The following is a 642-nucleotide window of genomic DNA, read 5'->3' on the forward strand; positions in this document are numbered from 1 at the left end:
CCTTGAATCGTCGGCCCCATCACTCCGGCGAACAAAAGCAGGAGCAGAAAAAAGGCGACGATGCGGTTTCGTTGTACCATTCTCCTTAAGATTCCTCCTTCAACTTGCTTCAGAGCCGTCCGGTGTCGCGCCAAGCAAAACATTGGCCTCGCCTTCCATTATGAAACAGCAGCCGGCAAGTGTCAATTTTCCACTATAACAACTCCTTTAAAACCCGCTCCAACTCATCATCGCCGGCCGCCTGCTGCTTATACGAACGCATCGTCAAAAACATCATATACTCGCTCGGCGAAAGAGAGAAAATGTCGCTGACCAACTCATGCAGTTTTTTTTCCGCCGGCCGATGCTTCCACTTTCGGGAACATAAACATTCCCACAGCCCGTCCATCGTCACTTGCGTATAGCCGAGAAGACGAAACTCATCGCACTTCGACTCGAGCGCCGGCATGAGCTGTTCGCGCAGCTTCCGGTTTTCATCCATCCCCCATACCCCCTTGTATCCATTGCCGCCTGCCAATCTTGTCATGCTTGGCCATGGGCCTTGCATATATTGTATAAAAGATGGAGGCATTTGAGAAGGCAGGGGGAGAAAATGTCTAAATTTTTACAAGGTACGGTCATTTTAATCGTCGCTGGCTTTAT

At 50.0% G+C, this 642-nt stretch carries 1 protein-coding gene; it reads right to left on the reverse strand.

From position 1 onward, the window contains the following. Positions 1 to 193: 193 nt before the first annotated feature. Complete coding sequence (locus U1T56_RS24285) at positions 194 to 481, reverse strand: post-transcriptional regulator (RefSeq protein ID WP_013524218.1); 288 nt, start codon at positions 479 to 481, stop codon at positions 194 to 196. Positions 482 to 642: the final 161 nt, after the last annotated feature.

Origin of the sequence: Benzoatithermus flavus, from assembly GCF_037908215.1 — a bacterium.
Classification (GTDB): domain Bacteria; phylum Pseudomonadota; class Alphaproteobacteria; order Geminicoccales; family Geminicoccaceae; genus Benzoatithermus; species Benzoatithermus flavus.

Bases quoted from the DNA above. Each gene is read 5' to 3' on its own strand.
- U1T56_RS24285 (WP_013524218.1), bottom strand. From the start codon at position 481: ATGGATGAAAACCGGAAGCTGCGCGAACAGCTCATGCCGGCGCTCGAG.